General features: G+C 44.1%; 16 protein-coding genes. 6 read left to right on the top strand and 10 right to left on the bottom strand.

Annotated elements, in window-relative coordinates; all coding sequences use genetic code 11:
* Positions 1 to 53: 53 nt before the first annotated feature.
* Positions 54 to 3,935 carry a phosphoribosylformylglycinamidine synthase gene (purL, locus tag BCU57_RS01535; protein ID WP_102440605.1) on the bottom strand — a complete coding sequence of 1,294 codons (3,882 nt, stop codon included), beginning with the start codon at positions 3,933 to 3,935 and terminating at the stop codon, positions 54 to 56.
* 369 nt (positions 3,936 to 4,304) lie between these two features.
* On the opposite strand from purL, the gene mltF reads away from it, so the two are divergent.
* Positions 4,305 to 5,762 carry a membrane-bound lytic murein transglycosylase MltF gene (gene mltF / locus BCU57_RS01530; protein WP_102440606.1) on the top strand — a complete coding sequence of 486 codons (1,458 nt, stop codon included), beginning with the start codon at positions 4,305 to 4,307 and terminating at the stop codon, positions 5,760 to 5,762.
* 297 nt (positions 5,763 to 6,059) lie between these two features.
* On the opposite strand, the gene tadA is transcribed toward mltF, so the two are convergent.
* The 3 genes from tadA to guaB all read right to left on the bottom strand — a co-directional run bounded on the left by tadA (position 6,060) and on the right by guaB (position 10,029).
* On the bottom strand, positions 6,060 to 6,734 hold the full coding sequence (tadA, locus tag BCU57_RS01525; RefSeq protein WP_102440607.1) for a tRNA adenosine(34) deaminase TadA: 675 nt from the start codon (positions 6,732 to 6,734) through the stop codon (positions 6,060 to 6,062).
* A gap of 128 nt (positions 6,735 to 6,862) precedes the next feature.
* The gene (guaA, locus tag BCU57_RS01520) at positions 6,863 to 8,440 is read right to left on the bottom strand and encodes a glutamine-hydrolyzing GMP synthase (RefSeq protein WP_076542725.1); all 1,578 of its coding nucleotides are present in this window, start codon (positions 8,438 to 8,440) and stop codon (positions 6,863 to 6,865) included.
* A 116-nt stretch (positions 8,441 to 8,556) separates the two neighbouring features.
* Complete coding sequence (gene guaB / locus BCU57_RS01515; RefSeq protein ID WP_076542723.1) at positions 8,557 to 10,029, bottom strand: IMP dehydrogenase; 1,473 nt, start codon at positions 10,027 to 10,029, stop codon at positions 8,557 to 8,559.
* A gap of 121 nt (positions 10,030 to 10,150) precedes the next feature.
* Here guaB and xseA point away from each other — a divergent pair, with 121 nt between their 5' ends.
* Positions 10,151 to 11,479, top strand: coding sequence for an exodeoxyribonuclease VII large subunit (xseA, locus tag BCU57_RS01510; RefSeq protein WP_102440579.1), 1,329 nt, complete (start codon positions 10,151 to 10,153; stop codon positions 11,477 to 11,479).
* 83 nt (positions 11,480 to 11,562) lie between these two features.
* On the opposite strand, the gene BCU57_RS01505 is transcribed toward xseA, so the two are convergent.
* Entirely contained in the window at positions 11,563 to 12,474 is a 912-nt protein-coding gene (locus tag BCU57_RS01505) for a choice-of-anchor H family protein (protein WP_102440580.1), read from the bottom strand.
* Positions 12,475 to 12,706: 232 nt separating this feature from the next.
* On the opposite strand from BCU57_RS01505, the gene BCU57_RS01500 reads away from it, so the two are divergent.
* The 4 genes from BCU57_RS01500 to BCU57_RS01485 all read left to right on the top strand — a co-directional run bounded on the left by BCU57_RS01500 (position 12,707) and on the right by BCU57_RS01485 (position 16,797).
* Positions 12,707 to 13,078 carry a PepSY domain-containing protein gene (locus tag BCU57_RS01500; RefSeq protein ID WP_133126440.1) on the top strand — a complete coding sequence of 124 codons (372 nt, stop codon included), beginning with the start codon at positions 12,707 to 12,709 and terminating at the stop codon, positions 13,076 to 13,078.
* A gap of 60 nt (positions 13,079 to 13,138) precedes the next feature.
* Entirely contained in the window at positions 13,139 to 13,816 is a 678-nt protein-coding gene (locus BCU57_RS01495) for a response regulator transcription factor (protein WP_102440581.1), read from the top strand.
* Positions 13,817 to 13,823: 7 nt separating this feature from the next.
* Positions 13,824 to 15,200, top strand: coding sequence for an ATP-binding protein (locus BCU57_RS01490; RefSeq protein ID WP_102440582.1), 1,377 nt, complete (start codon positions 13,824 to 13,826; stop codon positions 15,198 to 15,200).
* Positions 15,201 to 15,327: 127 nt separating this feature from the next.
* Positions 15,328 to 16,797: a DUF3300 domain-containing protein gene (locus BCU57_RS01485; RefSeq protein ID WP_241903596.1), complete on the top strand. Its 1,470-nt coding sequence runs from the start codon at positions 15,328 to 15,330 to the stop codon at positions 16,795 to 16,797.
* Between the two features lie 157 nt (positions 16,798 to 16,954).
* Here the strand turns inward: BCU57_RS01485 and BCU57_RS01480 are convergent, their stop codons facing one another.
* From BCU57_RS01480 to BCU57_RS01460, 5 genes are all read right to left on the bottom strand, one after another.
* Entirely contained in the window at positions 16,955 to 18,352 is a 1,398-nt protein-coding gene (locus BCU57_RS01480; protein ID WP_102440583.1) for an ATP-binding protein, read from the bottom strand.
* A 33-nt stretch (positions 18,353 to 18,385) separates the two neighbouring features.
* Positions 18,386 to 19,045, bottom strand: coding sequence for a response regulator transcription factor (locus BCU57_RS01475; RefSeq protein ID WP_102440584.1), 660 nt, complete (start codon positions 19,043 to 19,045; stop codon positions 18,386 to 18,388).
* A gap of 47 nt (positions 19,046 to 19,092) precedes the next feature.
* Positions 19,093 to 19,920, bottom strand: coding sequence for an FAD:protein FMN transferase (locus BCU57_RS01470; protein WP_102440585.1), 828 nt, complete (start codon positions 19,918 to 19,920; stop codon positions 19,093 to 19,095).
* Between the two features lie 153 nt (positions 19,921 to 20,073).
* Complete coding sequence (locus tag BCU57_RS01465; protein ID WP_102440586.1) at positions 20,074 to 21,384, bottom strand: DUF3570 domain-containing protein; 1,311 nt, start codon at positions 21,382 to 21,384, stop codon at positions 20,074 to 20,076.
* Positions 21,375 to 21,614 (bottom strand): DUF4266 domain-containing protein, encoded by a 240-nt coding sequence (locus tag BCU57_RS01460; protein WP_102440587.1) that lies wholly within the window; start codon positions 21,612 to 21,614, stop codon positions 21,375 to 21,377. Before BCU57_RS01460 ends, BCU57_RS01465 begins: the two co-directional genes overlap by 10 nt.
* Between the last annotated feature and the right edge of the window lie 4 nt (positions 21,615 to 21,618).

Here is a 21,618-nt window from a genome sequence, read left to right as displayed (position 1 = left end):
GGCGACCATTTGGTCGCCTTTTTGCTGTTAACTCAATCTAGGTTAAGTGAAGCTTAACCTAACTTAACCCGTGCATTGCGGAACATACGCATCCATGGGCTGTCTTCACCCCATTCATCTGGGTGCCAAGAGTTGGCAACGGTTCTGAATACTCGTTCTGGATGCGGCATCATAATCGTCACTCGGCCATCAGTGGTAGTTAATGCGGTAATCGCATTTGGCGAACCATTGGGGTTTTGTGGGTATTGGGTTGCTATAGCGCCATTACCGTCAACGTAACGCAGTGCCACTGTGCCTGTCGCTTCAGCGGCGGCTAAGGCTTCAACTGACTTAAACTCAGCGCGGCCTTCACCGTGTGATACTGCGATTGGCATACGTGAACCTTCCATACCTTCAAAGAAGATTGATGGGCTCTTTTGTACTTCAACCAAACTCGCACGTGCTTCAAAACGCTCCGAACGGTTACGGACAAAGTGTGGCCAATGCTCACTTCCTGGAATGATTTCTTTCAGGTTAGATAACATCTGACAACCGTTACATACACCTAATGCTAAAGTGCCATCACGTTCAAAGAACTGTGAGAACTCACTGCGAGCACGGTCGTTAAATAAGATTGACTTAGCCCAACCTTCACCTGCGCCCAGTACATCACCGTAAGAGAATCCACCACAAGCCACTAGGCCTTGGAATTCTTCTAGGTTAATGCGACCAGATAAAATGTCAGACATATGCACGTCGCGGCTTTCGAAACCTGCGCGATCAAAGGCTGCTGCCATTTCAACGTGGGAGTTAACCCCTTGCTCACGGATAATCGCCATCTTAGGTGCGACACCTTTTAAGATAAATGGCGCGGCAACGTCTTCGCTTGGGTTAAAGCGTAAATCAACTGTAAGACCTGGGTCTTTGGCTTGCTGCTTAAGTTCAAACTCTTCTTTAGCACATTCAGGATTGTCACGTAGTGACTGCATGCGATAAGTGGTTTCAGACCACATGGTGCGCAGTGCTACGCGGCTGTCACTAAATACTGGCGTCTGGCCATCAACGATAGTGATTTGATCATCTTGGGTTAGCTTGGCAATATATTGGCAAGACACGCCCACGGCAGCGAACTGAGCTTGAATGTTAGCTGAATCAGCTTTAGACACCTGAATAACCGCGCCTAACTCTTCATTAAACAAGCGCTCAAGGTCTGTGCCTTTAAGTGCTGCTAAATCAATATTAAGGCCGGTATTACCCGCAAATGCCATTTCCACTAGTGTCGTGAATAAACCGCCGTCACTGCGGTCATGATAAGCAATGACTTTTTGATCAGCGACTAATGGCTGAATCACTTCAAAGAAGCCACGTAAGCTTGCTGCATCATCTAAGTCTGGCGCCACATCACCTAACTGGCTGTAAACTTGCGCTAAACAAGAACCGCCTAAACGGTTTTGACCATTAGCCAAATCAATCAGTAACAGTTCTGTATCGCCTTTATCAGTGCGAAGCTCTGGAGTCACAGTGTTGCGAATGTCTTTGACCACACCGAATGCAGTGATAACCAGTGACATTGGTGAAGTAACAGCTTTATCTTCACCGGCTTCGTTCCACGCAGTTTTCATCGACATTGAGTCTTTACCCACTGGGATAGTTAACTCAAGTTCAGGACAAAGCTCTTCACCCACTGCTTTTACTGCTTCATAAAGACCGGCATCTTCACCTGGGTGACCTGCTGCCGACATCCAGTTAGCTGATAATTTAATATGCTTGAATGAACCAATATCAGTACCCGCAATGTTTAAGATTGACTCGGCGACGGCCATACGAGCTGAAGCGCCAAAATCAAGTAATGCTAATGGAGTACGTTCACCAATAGACATGGCTTCACCGGCGTAGCTGTCATAACTTGCTGCAGTTACGGCACAATCAGCAACAGGAACCTGCCAAGGTCCAACCATTTGGTCACGGTTAACTAAACCTGTTACCGAGCGGTCACCAATGGTGATAAGGAAAGACTTATCGGCCACAGTTGGTAAATGCAAGATGCGCGATACCGCTTCTTTAAGGTCAATATTAGCGGTTTCGAGCGCTGAAAACTCAGCATTGGCAGTGACCACATCGCGGCTCATTTTAGGTGCTTTACCTAATAAAACCTCAAGGGGTAAATCAATTGGCTTGTTGTCAAAGTGGCTATCTTCAAGGGTGAGGTGCTGCTCTTCAGTTGCATCACCTACCACAGAAAACGGCGCACGTTCACGCTCACAAATTTTCTTGAAGGTTTCTAAATTCTCAGGTGCCACAGACAGAACATAACGTTCTTGAGATTCGTTACACCAGATCTCAAGTGGGCTCATGCCCGGCTCATCAGATGGTACGTTACGTAAATTAAACAATGCGCCTCTGTCGGCATCATTCACCAGCTCAGGGAAGGCATTTGATAAACCGCCCGCGCCAACATCGTGAATAAATTGAATTGGGTTATCGTCACCCATCTGCCAGCAACGGTCGATCACTTCCTGACAACGACGTTCCATTTCTGGGTTTTCACGTTGTACAGAAGCAAAATCTAAGTCTTCACTTGATTGACCAGAGGCCATTGATGACGCAGCGCCGCCGCCTAAACCAATGTTCATTGCAGGGCCGCCAAGTACAATCAGCTTAGCGCCAACGGTAATTTCGCCTTTTTGAACATGATCTTCACGAATATTACCTAAACCACCAGCAAGCATGATTGGCTTGTGGTAACCGCGTACTTCAACACCGTTATGGCTGGCAACTTCTTGCTCGTAAGTACGGAAGTAACCCACAAGGGCTGGACGACCAAATTCGTTATTAAATGCTGCGCCGCCTAATGGGCCTTCAGTCATGATTTCAAGTGGCGTTACAATACGGCTAGGTTTGCCGTAGTCGCCTTCCCATGGCTGCACAAAGCCTGGGATTTTAAGGTTTGATACGCTAAAGCCTGTTAAACCTGCTTTAGGTTTTGAACCGCGACCGGTTGCGCCTTCATCACGGATCTCACCGCCTGATCCTGTGGCAGCGCCCGGATAGGGGCTAATTGCTGTTGGGTGATTGTGGGTTTCAACCTTCATCAACACGTGCATTGGCTCGGTGTGATAGTTATAAACGCCATCTTGATCAGGGAAGAATCGACCTGCAACAGAGCCTGTCATGACAGCGGCATTATCTTTATAAGCTGATAACACGTTGTCTGGGGTGACTTCGAAGGTGTTTTTAATCATTTTGAATAATGATTTAGGCTGAACTTCACCATCGATAGTCCAGTCTGCATTGAAAATCTTGTGACGACAATGCTCTGAGTTTGCTTGAGCAAACATCATTAGCTCGATGTCGTTAGGATTACGGTTTAAGCGCACAAAGTTATCAACTAAGTAGTCGATTTCATCTTCTGCTAGCGCTAGGCCTAATTGCACGTTTGCCACTTCAAGGGCGCGGCGACCTTCAGCTAAAATATTGATGCTTTTGAAGGGCAATGGCTCAGTGCGTTCAAACAATACTGATGCTGCGGCAAACTCAGGTAAAATCACTTCAACCATACGGTCGTGGATTAAGCCTTTCACTTGCTCTAACTGCTGCGCTGTTAATGATGCTCCTGCAACATAGTAGGCAATACCGCGTTCTAGGCGTTTTACTTTGCCTAAACCACAATTTTGGGCGATGTCAGTTGCTTTAGATGACCAAGGAGAAATCGTTCCAGGGCGAGGTGTTACAAATATCAATGATCCTTCTGGAGTATGAGATTCAATTGCAGGTCCGTAGGTTAGAATGGTTTCAAGTTGCTGATATTCTTTATCATCAAGCTTGTCACTTAAATCGGCTAAATGGACATACTCAGCATAGATTTGCTCAACAGGAAGCGCTGCTGTTTCACAGGCCTCCATAAGCTTTTGAACTCTAAAAGCTGAAAGTGCTGGGGCTCCGCGAATGATCTCAATCACGTCAATTCACCTTATTAATTATAATGGCAGGGTAAGAATTGGCGCTATTATAGGGAATCACACCCTATAAATCACCCACCAAGGCGCGTGAGAACAGTGTTTCCCGTTAACGAAAACAATCAATTTAAATAACACATAAAAGCGCTTAAAATTTAAGCGTTAATTCGCGATTAAAAGCCAATTGTCATTTGGTTTTCTTTAATCAATTCAAACGTATATTTTACTCAGCTTGAGCCGGTTTCTAGGTGAAATAGCAAACTACTGCTAAAATATCTAAAGCGCTGACATTTTTTAAAACGGTATTATATTTTCAGGCTCAACATTGAATAGTGCACAGTGCCTAATACCAATAGCTTACAGATGGATATGACCAAACTTTTAACGATTATTTCATTCAGCTTTTTACTGGTGGCCTGTGAGCCACCTAGGTTTGAAGTCACTGAATTTGTTGAAACCTCCCCCAAACGTACCGTCTTAAAGGTAGGGACGCTTTACGGCTCGCAAACCTACCTCAACTCAGATCTTGGCGAGAGTGGTTTTGATTATGAAATGGCGGCAAAGTTTGCAGCGTATCTTGATGTGCCATTAGAAATGGTGCCTTACACCCACAGGCAGCAGTTATTCGCCGCTCTGCGAAATGACGAAATCGATATTGTTGCCGCCGCAATTACCACTACCCAAAACCGTCGTGAACAATTTTTACTGGGGCCTGCTTTATATGAGGTCAATCAAGTATTGATTTATAAAACCGGCACTCAAAAGCCAAGAAATCTTGATAATCTGAGCGGTGATATTTATGTCATCTCTGAGTCTGCGGCGGTAGATACATTAACCAGCTTGCAGCAATCACACCCAAACCTTAAATGGCAGCAAGTGTATGACAAAGACAACGAAGAATTGTTTTCTTTGGTGGCGAAAGGCGAGTTGCTTTATACGGTGGCAGACTCTAAAAGTCTACGAATAAATCAACGCTATTTACCTGAGTTACGGGGCAGTATCGTCCTAGATGATAAAACTGACGTTGTATGGTTATTGCGCCCCAATGGCAGCGACCGCTTAATGGGCTCGTTATTGTCGTTTTGGCATCAGCAAAAACGGAATGGCACCCTTGAGCATTTAAATGAAAAGTATTTTGGCCATGTTAAGCGCTTTGACTATGTTGATACTCGCGCGTTTATTCGCGCTATTGATAATGTGCTACCTGAATACCAAGCCCTATTTGAAAAACATGCTGGCGATCTCGACTGGCGTAAAGTGGCCGCCGCCGGTTATCAAGAGTCCCATTGGAACCCTAAAGCGCGCTCACCCACTGGCGTTCGCGGCATGATGATGCTCACCCAGCCAACGGCAAGCTCTGTGGGGGTGGATAACCGCCTCGATGCAGAACAAAGCATTCGCGGTGGCGCAATTTATTTGCAAAAAATGATCGATCGTTTACCAGCATCAATCCCTGACAGTCAGCGTATTTGGTTTGCCCTTGCCTCCTATAATGTGGGTTTAGGTCATGTGGAGGATGCCCGCAAAATAGCCCAAGGGATGGGTAAAGATCCCAGTGCATGGCGAGATGTCAAAGAGGTCTTGCCACTGCTGCAACAACGCAAATATTATCAACATACTCGTTATGGTTATGCTCGTGGTAATGAAGCGGTTCACTATGTGGAAAACATCCGCCGATATTACGACACCTTAGTGTGGGTCGATAGTCAAAATAAACAGCTTGAACTTATGCAGCAACAAGCAGAAAATGACAGCACAGGCCAAGCTAAGACTTCAGCCAATGATGATAAAAATCCAGAAGATATTGTAAAATCAGCGGCGCAATAAAACCGTCACTTACTGGCTTTACACTGTCTAGGGTAACTTTTTAACCATCACCTTTATGCTAGTGAATGCAAGTAAGGGATACGAATTAGCAAATGGGGATTGTGAGCTAACCCAGTTTTAGATTTACAGCGAACCGGGCAGCGATGGTTTGTTTTCGAAAGTGATTTATGCTCGCTTTAACTAATATAAAACCTCACCAATGTAGTAAGGCTTAACATGAGAAGAAACACTAATAACAGCGCTCGTCGCCGTAATGCTATCAAGCTTAAACAACGTAAAATGCTTAACCGCCAGAAATTATTTTTCGCCTTTTTGCAGCAACAAGTCTGATTGCTGTTTCAGTAACTTTTTAAGTGCTTTTTTTTCTTCTCTGCGACGTTTAAAAAAAGCACTTAATTGCCCAGCACACTCGCTCGCTAATACCCCAGACGTCACCTCTAGCTGATGATTAAAATCAGCATGTTGAACTAAATTAACCACACTGCCAGCGGCGCCGGTTTTTAAATCATCTGCGCCAAATACCACTCGTTTTATTCGGCTATGCACCATAGCGCCAGCGCACATGGAACAAGGCTCTAGGGTGACATACAAGCTAGTGTCTAACATGCGGTAGTTTTCAAGCACCTGCCCTGCGGCGCGAATACATTCAATTTCAGCATGGGCTGTGGGGTTATGCTCGCAAATACTTAAATTAAAGCCACTAGCAAGCAACTCATCATCTTTAACCAAGACTGCGCCCACGGGCACCTCTCCTTTGGCTTCTGCTAACCTGGCTTGCGCCATTGCTACTCGCATCCACTTTTCATCAATAGCTGTTTGTTCAGCGGTCAGCTCGGTTTCAACTAATTGACCGAGTTGATTGATCTGCTTATTAACCAGTTTATTCACTGGCTCAGAGCTAGGCTCAGTTTCAGGCTTGGTTTCAAGATCGGCATCAATGATAGGATCTGCAATGTCAGTAGATGTTGGCATGGGGGCTCGATAATTCATAACGCTTTAGTTGTAAAAAATAGCTGTAAAACAGTTAGATTGAATTAGATAGTTTAAAACAAAAAAGACGCCGAAGCGCCTTTTTGTTTATTCAGCAATATCTAAATGGGTTATTCCCATTCAATGGTTGCCGGTGGCTTACCTGAAATATCGTAAACCACACGTGAAATACCATCGATTTCATTAATAATGCGGTTAGATACACGACCTAAGAAGTCATAAGGTAAATGTGCCCAGTGGGCTGTCATAAAGTCGATAGTTTCAACTGCGCGTAGCGATACTACCCAATCATATTTACGACCATCGCCCATAACGCCGACAGAACGAACAGGTAGGAATACGGTAAATGCTTGGCTGACTTTGTTGTAAAGGTCAGCTTTGTGCAGCTCTTCAATGAAGATAGCATCCGCTAAACGCAGTAAGTCACAGTACTCTTTTTTCACCTCACCTAAAACGCGTACACCCAGACCCGGTCCTGGGAACGGATGACGGTAAAGCATGTCGTATGGCAGACCAAGCTCTAAACCAATTTTACGCACTTCATCTTTAAATAACTCACGTAATGGCTCAACTAGTCCCATTTCCATATCATCTGGCAAACCGCCAACGTTATGGTGCGACTTAATCACATGGGCTTTGCCTGTGGCGCTGCCTGCAGATTCAATTACATCAGGGTAAATCGTGCCTTGTGCTAACCATTTTGCATTAACGCATTTCTTTGACTCTTCATCGAAAATCTCAACGAAAACGCGGCCAATGATTTTACGTTTAGCTTCTGGCTCTGCTTCGCCAGCCATTTGCTCTAAGAAACGGTGCTCAGCATTAACGTGAACAATATTCAGTCCGAAGTGATCGCCAAACATTTCCATGACTTGGTTGGCTTCGTTTAAACGTAGCAGACCGTTATCAACAAATACACAGGTCAGTTTGTCGCCTATTGCGCGGTGCAATAGCATGGCCACAACCGATGAATCTACACCACCTGACAAACCTAAAATTACTTCATCGTTACCGATTTGTTTTTTCAGTTTTTCAATAGCATCTTCAATAATTGATGATGGTTTCCAGTTAGCAGGACAGCCACAGATCTCTAGCGCGAAGTGCTCAAGCATGCGCTTACCTTGACGAGTGTGGGTCACTTCTGGGTGAAATTGCACCCCGTAGAAATGCTTATCTTCATTGGCCATTGCAGCGTATGGGCAAGTGTCAGTTTTAGCGACAGTAACAAAACCTTCTGGGATTTCAGATACTTTATCGCCGTGGCTCATCCATACATCCAGTAATGGCTTGCCTGTTTCACTGATGGCATCTTCAATGCTTTTGAATAAGGCTGATTCCGTTTGCAGTTCAACCTGCGCGTAACCGAACTCGCCTTCGCCAACGCCTTGGATCACTTTGCCGCCAAGCTGCTCAGACATGGTTTGCATGCCGTAACAAATACCTAAAACAGGTACGCCAGCATTGAACACATATTCTGGTGCTCGTGGTGAGTTAGCAGCGGTAACGCTTTCAGGGCCACCAGCTAAAATGATGCCGTTAGGAGCAAAACCTTTAATTTGCTCTTCAGATACATCCCAAGCCCAAAGCTCACAATAAACACCGATTTCACGAATACGGCGGGCGATTAACTGCGTGTATTGCGATCCAAAATCTAGGATCAGGATTTTATGCTCATGAATGTTGCTCATGGGTTACCTTATATCTGGTTTGATCTAGTAGGTTTGCTTCAATCTCAAATGCATAATTTCAAATACATAATGAAATTGAAAAAAGGCGCTCAAATAAATGAGCGCCTTATTAACTATTAAGTGCCGCTACGATAGTTCGGCGCTTCTTTACTGATGGTGACATCGTGCACATGAGACTCGCCCATGCCTGCTGAAGTAATTTTAACGAACTCAGCTTTTTCATTTAATTCTTTAATGGTGGCACAACCGGTAAGACCCATACATGAACGTAAGCCGCCCATGTGCTGGTGAATAATCTCTTTTAATTTACCTTTGTAAGCAACGCGGCCTTCAATACCTTCTGGTACTAATTTGTCAGCAGCATTGTCACTTTGGAAATAGCGATCTGATGAACCTTGAGTTTGAGTCATCGCACCTAAAGAGCCCATACCGCGGTATGACTTATAAGCACGACCATTGTATAGCTCAGTTTCGCCCGGCGCTTCATCAGTACCAGCAAACATTGAACCTGCCATGATGCAAGATGCACCCGCTGCCAATGCTTTAGCTAAATCACCTGAAAAACGAATACCGCCATCGGCAATAACCGGAATATCAAGATGCTTAACTGCCGCTGCTGCGTCAGATACTGCAGTAATTTGCGGCACGCCAACACCGGTTACGATACGCGTAGTACAGATTGACCCTGGGCCAATACCCACTTTAACCGCATCAACGCCAGCTTCAACTAGGGCTAATGCGCCTTCAGCTGTTGCAACGTTACCGCCAACAATTTGTAAGTCAGGGAATGATGCGCGAGTATCACGAATACGTTGCAATACGCCTTCTGAGTGACCATGAGATGAGTCAATCAATAATACGTCAACACCGGCTTTAACCAATGCAGCAATACGCTCTTCGTTACCTGCACCAGCGCCAACGGCTGCACCTACACGTAAACGACCTAACTCGTCTTTACATGCATTTGGTTTACGTTCAGCTTTTTGGAAATCTTTAACTGTGATAAGGCCTTTAAGCTTGAAGTTAGCGTCAACCACTAGCACTTTCTCAACGCGGTGAGAATGCATTAATGTTTGTACTTCATCTAATTTAGTGCCTTCTTGAACCGTCACAAGACGATCTTTTGGGGTCATAACTTGTTCAACAGTCATGGTCCAGTCAGTGACAAAGCGCACATCACGGCCAGTGATAATACCCACAAGTTCACTTGCGTCATTAACCACTGGGTAACCAGCAAAACCATTGCGCTCAGTTAATTGCTTAACGTCAGCTAAGGTTGTTGATGGATTAACTGTAACAGGTTGCTGAACAATACCCGCTTCGTAAATTTTAACTTTACGAACTTCTTCAGCTTGCTGCTCAATGGTCATATTTTTATGAATAAAACCTAAACCACCTTCTTGTGCCATCGCGATCGCTAAGCGAGCTTCAGTTACGGTATCCATAGCTGCAGAAACAATTGGGGTGTTTAATTCTATTTTTCTAGTCAGACGTGTTTTTAGAACAGCGGTATTTGGGAGGACGGTTGAGTGAGCAGGCACCAGTAGTACATCATCAAATGTTAGTGCGTCATTTCTTAATCTTAACATGCAACATCTCCCAGAAAGTGTAGGGTTTAGAAAGGGTAAATATTGCGGCGGGATTATACCTTGCATATTGGGGTTGGTAAATGGAAAATAGTCAAAAGTTCCGATTGGGTGGCCTAAATTGATGAAAAGCTCAAAAAATAATGTTTACTCCGTTTCGCGATTAAACGGTGAAGTCCGCCAGCTGCTTGAAGGAGAGCTTGGTAAGGTCTGGCTAGAGGCCGAAATCTCGAACTTTGTTTCCCCAAATTCAGGTCATTGGTATATGACTTTAAAGGACAGTCGCTCACAAATTCGTTGTGCGATGTTTAAAGGTCGTAATCAATCAGTCGCCTTTAGACCGGTTAATGGACAACAGGTTTTAGTTAAAGGCGCCATCAGTGTTTACGAGCCCCGCGGCGATTATCAATTACTATTAGAGTCGATGTTGCCTGCGGGTGATGGATTGCTAGCACAGCAATATGAGGCGCTTAAGCTAAAATTAGCCGCAGAAGGCTTATTTGCAACAGAAACTAAGCGCCCTATTCCACAAAATATCCAACGAATAGGTGTGATTACCTCAGCTACTGGTGCAGCCATTCGCGATGTAGTGCATGTGTTATCGCGGCGCGATCCGTCCATTGAAGTGGTGGTTTACCCCACTCAAGTACAAGGTGCTACTGCCAGTAAATTAATTATCGATGCCATCACTACCGCCAACAAACGTCTTGAGGTTGATGTGCTGCTACTCACCCGTGGTGGCGGTTCACTGGAAGATCTATGGTGCTTTAACGATGAAGACTTAGCCCACGCGATTTATAACAGTGCATTGCCCGTAGTGAGCGCTGTGGGCCATGAAATTGATACCACCATCAGTGACTATGTTGCTGATGTAAGAGCGCCGACGCCATCGGCAGGGGCTGAGTTGTTATCTGATGATAAAGGCAATAAAAGCCAAAAATTGACTGCGACTTTCGCGCGTTTAAGGCAAGCCTATCGTCATTACATATTGCATCAAAGCACCCAACTTGCTGAATTAAGCCACCAGCTGCAAAGACAAGATCCTAAAAGGCAACTACAACAGCTTGAACAACGTTTTGATGAAATGCAGTTAAAGCTTGAGTCTGCGTTGCAGCACAAACTGGCCCGCGCCCAAATGAGGCAACAACAATTAAAAAGCCGTTTGCAGCAGCAATCGCCAGTGCACAAACTCACCCTTGAGCAAAACAAAATGACTTATCTAAGTAATCGCTTAAATGAAGCGATGAAAAGCCGAGTTGATAACGCCAGTAAGCAACTCAGTTACAGCGCTCATAAGCTGGAAACCGTAAGCCCGTTAGCCACCTTAAGCCGTGGTTACAGTATTACTAAAGACAGTGATGGCAAGGTAGTTGAACAGGCGAACCAAGTAAGCTCAGGTGACTTACTGGTTACTCAGCTACATCATGGTGAGATTGAGTCCCTAGTTAAATAAATAGTGAAGTAACAGTGAAGTAGAAATGAATAACCACCGCGACGCTGTTAATTAATAAGAGTCACGGTGGTGAGTTAATAAGCTCATGACGTCATACTTTTTCGTCTCATTATTAGCAAACCTACAGCTAAGATTAACATGACACCTGAGGTACTACCGCCACTGACTATCACTTCAGTTTCAATGATTTCTTCTTCAATATAAACCGTATCTCTATCGCTACTTTCTAACGGCAAGGCATATAAGCTATCAGCCTCTTCACTACTGATGGTGGCAACAATATCCTCATAACCCACCTCATATAAATCAATCAGTACGTCATAGTAATCGGTTTTATACCCTTGGGCTAAGGTGGTTAGCACCTCATAACTGTCATCTTCAGCTTCGCCATAAATGGTAAAAATATCGGTGGAGTAATAATGCTGCCACGGGCCGCCATTTCGGCTTAAATACAATTCAGCATAAACATTAGCAGGCTCGCCGACACTAAAGCCGTAAACATCAGCATCAAAGGTCACGGTAAAAGTTTGATAAAAACCATCTTCATCAAAATCATCATATAAATGACTGTAGGCCTGATAAATCGTAAAATCCCTAAGCCCCGGCTGCACATACATCATAGAGGCAGTATTGGTTATGGCATTATTGGTTAAGGTATTTTTAGGCGCTGCTTGTGATGTGGTTTGTTTAGATAACTGCGATAACTGCTTGATGCGCACTGAACGCTCAACGGCTAGCGCAGGCTCAAGCTGCTTGGCATTATTTACCAATGCGTTAATGCGCTGCGGGTCAACCTTCACTTGGTTTGGCTTTTCTGAGGCAGTTAATTGTCGCCCTTCACTACTCACTAATACTTTTGCCTGCACTTGATTTGATAAAGCAGCCACATTTGACAAAGCAGCCGCTTCAGAGGCGACAGCAGTGTGTACAAAACCGCTCATCGATAAAAGCACTACTGCCGTCAGCGACCATTTTGAAATAGATAAAGTCATCATAATCAATCCTTGTTTTCAATGCGCTTGGTGAAACCTGCTTTCTATTTAAGTGCATTGAAAATGAATATAAGCTGAACACGTTCAGCTAGAATTCATCAAAGCCATTAGATAATGATTAAAACTACTGCTGTGAGATAGGCAGTTTTGATAGCGAAGCGCTATTTCTATATTGCAGCAGATCTTTTACACTGATGACTGATTTCAAAGATAAATATTCAATTGGACTTGGCAAATGAGCAAAGTAACAACGAAATTACGCATTCCCCTGACTATCTTAATATTGAGTTTTCTCAGTATCGGATTAGTTCAGGCTGCGCCAGTTTCAGGCAATTGGAGTCAACAAGGCATCCATCAGCGTGCCCATCAATCGCCCAATCAGCATGCGCCCAATCAAAAAAAAACCAACCAGTCGAAAAAGTTAGCCGTTAATAGCTCACAGCAGGCAGCGCAACTGGCTAAAAGGCAATACTCGGCTAAAGTGCTGTCGGTGCAATCAACCTCAGTGAACGGCTCTCCTGGCTATCGGGTTAAACTACTGTCAAATAAAGGCATGGTGTTTTACGCCACCGTCAATGCACGTTCAGGTTCAGTTTCAAGAAACTAATCTTTAACCGCCATCGTTGCCAAAGCTTAATTTTTAGCAACTAAATTCAAGAGGCTAGGCATGAGAATATTATTAGTTGAAGATGATTTAGGCTTACAACGCAATCTCACTGAGCACCTTCAAGGGGCAAATTACAGCGTTGATATTTCATCTGATGGCGAAGACGGATTGTTTCAAGCCTCTGAGTATCAATATGATGCAGCTATCATCGATGTGGGGTTACCTAAAATAGATGGCCTGAGCTTAATTACCCAGCTGCGTGAAAAACAAATCGATTATCCGATTTTGATTTTAACCGCTAGAGATGGCTGGCAAGACAAGGTGCTAGGGCTAGATTCTGGCGCAGATGATTACCTCACTAAACCATTTCAGCCTGAAGAGTTAGTCGCCCGTCTCAATGCATTAATCCGCCGCTCAGCTGGGCAAGCAAGTCCGGTGATCAGTAACGGCCCTTTTAGTCTTAATACCCGCACCTTAGCGTTAACGCATTTACAGCAGTCGGTTATTTTAAGTAGCTCCGAATTCAAACTGTTTGAATATTTTATGATGCATCAGGGTGAAGTGATTTCTAAACCCACCTTAATTGAACATATTTACGATCAGGATTTTGACTTGGACTCCAACGTCATTGAAGTGTTTATCCGCCGCTTACGTAAAAAGCTCGACCCTGATAACCAATATAAATTAATTGAAACTTTGCGTGGCCAAGGTTATCGCCTACGCCAGCTAAGTAAATAACCTTCTGATGAAAAAGTCATTAACTTTGCCTCGACTCGCACTCTTTAACTCCTTAAAAGTAAGGTTGATGCTCAGTGGCTTAGTGTTAATTGTGGTGTTACTGCCTCTCATTGGCGCGGCGGTTAATAATGCCTTTAAACATCAAATCGCCCAATCGATTAATAACCAGTTAAAAGCCTATGTGTATTCGGTGCTGGCAGTGGCAGAAGTCAAAGACAATAAGGTGGTGATGCCCAATTACTTATTGGAAAATCAATTTAATATTGTCGGCTCTGGTTTGTATGCACTTATCACTTCAAATTCTCCCTCTGGCGTTAATGAAGTATGGTCATCAGAATCTTTTTTAGGCTTAACCCTGCCTCAATTACCAATACCGGCCATGGGCGAAGGCAAGCTTACTCAAATCATCTTTGATGATGACATTAGTAGTGAACCCAATAATCATGTGGTATATAACTTCACCGTTTCTTTTGAAACAGATAAAAAACCGCTACAAATAACGGTTCATATCATTAAAGATGACGCAGATTTTCAAAGGCAAATTAGTGAGTTTAGCAACACTCTATGGACATGGTTAGCAGTGTTAATGGTGGTACTAGCCTTGATACAGGCCATATGGTTGCTGTGGACATTAAAACCGTTAAACCGTTTTACTCAAGAGCTCACGTTAGTCGAGCAAGGTGAGCAAACTCGCATTGAGCAAAACTACCCAATAGAGCTCAACGCGGTGGCAAAACAGCTCAATGTGCTATTAAAAACTGAGCAACAGCAAAGGCAGCGTTATAAAAATGCCTTAGCCGATCTAGCCCATAGTTTAAAAACCCCCTTAGCTGTGCTGCAAAGCCAAAAAGACTTAAGTGCCGACTCCAAAGAGCAAGCCAGCAATATCAATAACATCATTAGCTATCAGCTCAATAAAGCCAAAACTAGCGGTAATAAGCCTTGGCATTTAGGGGTTAAAGTGGATGATGTCGCCAGCAAGTTAATCAGAACCTTAAGTAAAATATACCAACAGCAACACCTTGATATCGATTACCAAGCCCAAGCCAACATACTATTTAAAGGTGAAGAAGCTGACTTAAGTGAAATGCTTGGCAACCTGTTAGACAACGCCTGTAAAGCCGCTAAGGCCCAAGTTTGCCTTAGCGTAGTTCAAACCGATAACCAATTACACTTTATCATTGAAGATGACGGCAAAGGCCTAAGCCCAGAGCAACAGCACGGTATTTTTGAACGTGGCATCAGAGCCGATACCTACCAACAAGGTCACGGCATTGGCTTAGCCATAGTGCGTGATATTGTCGAAAGTTATCAGGGGCAATTAAGCGTCGGTGCATCTGACACTTATGGCGGCGCTAAATTCACCATCACATTTAATGACTAGCTTTTACCATTAGCCGCTTAATTCACTCGAAATAAATTCCCTGCTTTCATCTTGTGTTCATTTTCACTTCGTTATCCTATATCTAACATTCAAAAACTGCCTTTATCAAAAAGGAGTTGGAGACGATATGATATTAATGAATACGACGTTTAATCGCATCAGAACAAGCCTAGTTGCCGTGTGCATTATGCTTTCTCCTGCGGCATTCGCGGCCACAGACAGTGGCGCACAAACACTGGTAAGCGATCAAGCCTACAGTCAAGATGCTGAGCAGCTGTCTGAAGCGCAGCTGGCACAAATGCTTGCTCCTATTGCCTTATATCCAGATAGTTTGTTAACCCATATTCTGATTGCGTCTACCTACCCTCTAGAGGTAGTACAAGCGCATCGCTGGCAGCAAGAAAATAGTCAGCTTGATAGCGAACAAAAAATGCAGCAAGCCGAGCAACAGGATTGGGACCCTAGCGTCATGGCATTAGTGGCCTTTCCCACTGTGCTTGAAAAGCTTAATGAAGATCTTGATTGGACTCAGGAGTTAGGTGAAGCATTTCTGCAAGATGAAGAAACGGTATTAGCCAGCATTCAAACATTGCGCCATCAAGCCGATGAAGCCAATAGTTTTGATGATATGGAAAACATGACCATCACCCGTGAAGAAAAGCAGATCATTATTGAGCCTGCCCGTACGGAAGTGGTTTATGTTCCCTATTACGACCCAAGAATTGTTTACGGTAGCTGGCGCTGGAATGCATACCCACCAGTATATTGGCGTTATCCATCTTATGTGCATTACCGCCCGAACCGCCCGATTTATTGGGGGCCAAGTGTTTACATTAACTTTAACTACTTCTTTGGCGCGGTGCATTGGTCAAGTAGACGCGTGGTGGTGATTAATCATCATAAGACTCGTTACTATCGTAAGCCCCATAAGATTGCCTATAGCCAAGGCTCACACCGCTGGAAGCACAAACCTGCTCATCGCCGCGGGGTTGCATATAAAGCGCCGAGAGTAAGCCATAAGTATGATCGTGCCCGTTACAATAAAAGCCACAAGGTGGCTCATTCTCAAAAACCTGGTCATAAAGGTAAGCCTGCACAGCTGCATAACTCTAAGCCAAGCCATATAGCAAAGCAGCAACGTGTTAATAAAGCATTAAAAAATAATCATAATGCTAAGCCGAGCTATAGCTCAAGACCCAGCACTAAGCCCAGTACTAGACCGAGCACTAGACCGAGCACTAGACCGAGCACTAAGCCAAGTAATACGAATAAAATGCATAATGGCCAGCAGGATAAAGCGCTGAGAACGGCAAATAAATCACAGCCAAACCGTTCAAATAAGGCTCATCAAAGCCAAAAAGCGACCAAGCAACCGAGCAGCAGACAAGCGACAAACAGGCAGGTTACTAATAGACAAGCGACCAGCAGACCGACTGTTAATAAACAGCAAAGTAGCAAGCACTATAACCAAACTGCGCGAGTGAATAACAACCGTAGCGCCAAACCGCAGCAAAGAGCGAGTAATGCATCCCACAACAACCGTGGTGGTAGTCGCTCAAGCAGTCATCACTCGTCGTCTAAACAGCGAGTGAAATAAGTAACGAGTGAAATAAACTGCGCTTTGTCTGAGTCAGAAGTTAAGTCATAAGCTGGGCCAGAAGCTGAGTTAGAAGCTGGGTCTGAAATAAATAAAAAGCCTGAATCACATTCACTGTGACTCAGGCTTTTTCTATCCCAAGATTAAATAAGTTAGTTTAATTGGGTAACACAATGTTGACCTTTAGCCCTTGAGGCTTAGCTTGATGAAAACTCATATCACCTTGATGCAACATAATGATGAGCTGACAAATGGATAACCCTAGCCCTGCACCTTGGGATACATTTTCATCAACCCGATAAAAACGGTTCTTGGCTAAATCAATTTCGCTTGCAGACATCCCTATTCCCTGATCAATGATATTAATGACGCATTGGTTAGCATCTTGCTCAGCGCGAATGCTAATAACCGATTCTTTAGGGCTGTATTTACAGGCATTTTCGATAATATTTTTTAATACTAATTCAAGATAAAAGCTATCAGCTTTAACGGTAAGTCCCTTAGGAATATCAAGCTGCCACTGATAATCGGCCACAATATGCACTAACTGATTAATCACATTATCAATTAGGCTTTGTAAGTCGCATTCAGCCTTATTAATCGCTTCAATGGCATCAACCCTTGAGAGTAATAACAGTTGCTCAACAGTATGACTCATACGCTTAATTCCCTGCCCCATGGCTTGAGTATAAGGCATTGCTTGTTGCTTTAAGCTTTCATCGGTTGATGAATTAATCACGCTTTCTAAACCATCACCATGAAGTTTAATGATGGCTAAGGGGGTCTTTAATTCATGGGCGGCATCAGCACTAAAGCGTCGTTCGCGGATCATCATATCGGCGATACGGGCTAAATAACTATTAAGCGACTGCTGAATTGTAATAAGTTCTGACGGTAAGCGGATATTAATTGGCGCTAGATCTTGAGCACTGCGATAAGCTAAGTGACGTTCAAGTAGTTTGATGGGTTTAAATAAGTAGTAAGTCACCAATAGCATGATAAGCAACATGATAGGCGCAATAATCAAAGGCGAGCGCCAGCTATTGGCGTTAATCTTATCCACCAACTCTTGGCGCACATCATCACGCTGTGCAGTCACAATCCACACCTGTTGCGCCGTTGAAAACAAGCTGTACACATGCCAGGTGTGCTCACCGACTGCCTGATAGGCATAGCCGTGGTTAAAATCCGTTAGCGGTTTTACACCAGTATTATCTGAGTATGCAAGTAACTCACCTGCTGCGGTAAATAATTGAAATGACAGCTTTCGCTCGTAAGAGAGGGTTTCTACCGTAGACTGCTCGGCAAAGGTTTCTATTTCAGACTCTGACACATGAAAGCGAATAGGTTGCTCAATTAAGCTTGCTACTTTGGCGGCAGTAAGCCTTTTGACATAAAACAAATCCAGCACTTTGGCGGTTTGCACCATTTCTGCATCAAATAGCTCTTCTATCTCGTACATGGCATCGCGGCTACTCAGCACACTGGCAACCGATACGGTCAGTAAGATGCCGACTAACATCAATAAACTAAGGGAGAAACGTAACGAAAACATAATATCCTTTTATGATCTACTGACCATTAATGCTTATTGAATTTCAGCTAAAATATAGCCAATGCCTCTAACAGTTTTAATCAGTTCTGGGGCCATTTTTTTACGTAAATGATGAATATGCACTTCAATGGAATTACTGCCGACTTCATCCCAACCATAGGTTAATTGCTCAAGCTGGCTGCGGGTTAGTACTCGCCCTGCTGATTGGGCAAACTCCAATAACAATTGATATTCCCGCCGTGGCAGATTGATTAATTGCTCTCGAAAATGCACTTCACAACAACTGAAATCGATGGTCAATGCGCCGAAACTAAATTGATTGTTATCTAAGCCGTGTTGGCGGCGAACAATCGCTCGCAGTCTTGCAACTAATTCCCGCACATCAAACGGTTTACTGAGATAATCATCTGCGCCAATGTCTAAACAGTTTAAGCGAGTATCAAAATCCGTATTGGCTGTAAGCACAATAATCGGCAAAGATACTCCCGCTTTACGCCAGTGCTTTAATAAATCTTCGCCATTGCCATCAGGCAAACCTAAATCAAGAATAATGGCGCTAAAATCTTCATTATCCAGCGCCGCTAATGCTTGGTTATAAGAACATAAGTGATCCACTTGGATCCCTTCTTTAGCCAAACTCAAAACCACGCCTTGTGCTAATAACTGATTGTCTTCTACTAACAATACCCGCATCGGTTATTCCCTTATTACTTTTATAATAACTAAAGCGCGATTTAAGCTTATCTAAACACTTTAAAGTCAACACCTTGCTCACTCAAAAAGGCTTCAGCAGCAGCGCCTTTTAACATTGCCATGGTCGATAACATTCCCGCGGTAACGCTATTTGGCCCTAATACCGTCACTGAAAGCGGCGCTTGCTCCACAGGATATCCTGTTCGAGGATTAATAATGTGGCCATAGCGTTTTTGATCCACTTCAATGTAGCGCCGAGTGGTGCCGCTAGTGGCTAATGCGCCTTGGCGTATGGTTAACAGCGCCGCGGCATTATCCAATTGCTGCGGGTTTTCAATCCCCACTTGCCAGCCATCTGGGTTAAGGATGGGACAGGCAATATCGCCGCCAAAATTAACTAAAACAGAGATATCAGGCCAACGCTTGCTGAGTAATTGCGCTGTACTATCCACCGCATACTCTTTGCCTATGCCACCAAAATCTAAACTCATTGCTGCAGGCATAGTCAATTTGCTGTCAGTAAAATCAATGGCGCTAAAATCCACTAGCTTTAATGCCGATTTAATCGCACTAGCTGGTGGCACTTGATGGCTACCATCAAAGCGCCACAACTTCATTAAAGGACCTGCGCTGATATCAAAAGCGCCGTCACTTAATTGATAACATTGCTGGGCAAATTGCAGTAAATGTGCGGTTTCAGCATCAATGTTAACCGCCTGCCCTTGGGCATTATTGAGTTGCCAAACAATATTACCTTGTAAAAAACGGCTATATTTACGCTCTATTCGTTTGGCTTCAGCCACCGCGATATTTAACATCTGCTGGGCAATCTTCTCATCATCTAGTCGCATTAACATTTCACATGGACTTGCCATGGCGCTAAATGAACCTAAAAAGCCCCAAGGGCGACGTGTAAGCGTCGCGACCTGTGGGGCCTTAGATGTAGCGGCTTGTGATGTAACAGCGGCTTTATTTAACAATTTCAATAACTCTGATGTTTTGCGTTTATTTATCTTAAGACTATTTATTTAAAACGAATAGCTTATTTGAGCTACGATTGCTTTCACCGATGGAAATAAATCCTGATTATTTAACTCACCAGGGATATCTGTGCCGTTGTTTTCAGGGTTTTGCTGATAATACTCAATACGATAGCTAAGTTCATGGCCGCCAGATAAGCGATGGCCAAACTTAAGCCCTACGGTATATGCTGACATGTCACCAATGCGATAATCCGCACTGGCATACTCAGGTAATGCAGCTTCTGTGCGCAAAAATGGCTGATAAAACTCAGCAGCTTGCTGCTGGTAATAACGCAAATGCAGCTGGCCATATAAGCTTGGGGTAAAGTAATAGCGATAATGGGTTTCTAAAGTGTGCGCTTGAATATCCCAGTCATCAGTATTGTAGCGATAAGAGAAATCAATCACCCCTGAGTCCAATGCGCCTTTTGCTAACAAGAAAACACTGTGCTTAGTGCGCGAGTCTGGGCGGTTTTCATAGCGATAACCATGGGACTCACCGTTACCATCGACCATACTGAGAATTTTATAGGGATCGGTCATATAGCCCGACACACTTGAAAAACCGTAGTTGGCTTGCATTAACCAGTTACGATTCAAGATTTGGGTCACACCTAGCATGACATCAGCGGTTTGCTTGGTGTCATCACCGTCTAATCGAGTGGCGTCAAATGCAGCTTGAAAGGCATCATCGCCATCATAATCACCGCGAAATACCATTTCTGATAACGCCACAGGACGTCCGCCCACAGGATCAACAGTATCATTCGTATAGGCACCCGATAAGGCAAGGGTGGTGTTGTTTTTGTTAAAACTGCGCTCCACACCCGCATTTAAGCCTAATGATAAATAATCATATTCTTTAGAACCATAAACACCCAAGTTAACCGTCCAGTCAGGATTTAAAATTTCCTGCCAATTGGCACTTAACTGCACCCGGGTATCTTGGAACGTATCATCAAGGGGCGTTTCACCTGGGGCGACCGTATACTCTCCCTTACCTGAAGGTCGAGTAAAGGTTTGGCTGATGGATTGTGCTACAGCGCCAGAAGCTGAAGCGCCGGTTAAGCTGTCGACAACGATTTTCATATCGAGCAGCGAATCTTCACCAAAGGCTTTTTGCACATTACCAATAGCTTCAACGGCTTGTACACGGTCTTGCTCACCGTAATACATAATGGCGGCATCGACTTTCCAATCATCGTTTGCCGGTACCGGCTCTTGTGCGCTAGCTTGTTGTGACAACAAACTGCAGCTAGCCATGGCCAATGCACTAGCGATGCTTTGTTTCGGCGTTAGTTTCGAAGTTAGTTGCATCCACAACCTCCACCAGCTAATGAGCGTCCGCCACTGGTGCCTTCTTTACTGAAGTAAATATGGTCATCCAATGCTAAATCTAACTTTTCATTATTAAGTGCCATATCAGCGCGGGCAAATTGATCCTTCTCCCACGGCTCTACCCCTAAACTCGAACAGCCTGCTAAACTGCTGATAATAGACAAGGCCAATAACAGCTTAATGTATTGCTTAAAACTCGATTTTTTCATTGGC

It is taken from the genome of Shewanella sp. 10N.286.48.B5 (assembly GCF_002874355.2).
Classification (GTDB): Bacteria; Pseudomonadota; Gammaproteobacteria; order Enterobacterales; family Shewanellaceae; genus Shewanella.
The sequence above is the reverse complement of the archived record's forward strand: the minus strand, read 5'-3'. Positions and strand labels throughout refer to the sequence as shown.